Here is a 243-nt window from a genome sequence, read left to right on the forward strand (position 1 = left end):
GCGTGAAGGTGGGTGTTTTTGGAAAATCCGGAACACCGTTAACACTGAGGCGTGATGACGAGTCACTACGGTGATGAAGTAACCGATGCTACGCTTCCAGGAAAAGCCTCTAAGCACCAGGTAACAGCCAATCGTACCCCAAACCGACACAGGTGGTCAGGTAGAGAATACTCAGGCGCTTGAGAGAACTCGGGTGAAGGAACTAGGCAAAATGGTGCCGTAACTTCGGGAGAAGGCACGCTG

The 243-nt window shown here is 52.3% G+C and carries 1 rRNA gene; it reads left to right on the forward strand.

Features of this window, described 5'->3' with window-relative positions:
• Window positions 1-243 (forward strand): 23S ribosomal RNA (locus MFP24_RS24430); the annotation flags it as partial.

Source organism: Brenneria tiliae, from assembly GCF_023347575.1.
In the GTDB taxonomy this organism is placed as follows: Bacteria; Pseudomonadota; Gammaproteobacteria; order Enterobacterales; family Enterobacteriaceae; genus Brenneria; species Brenneria corticis.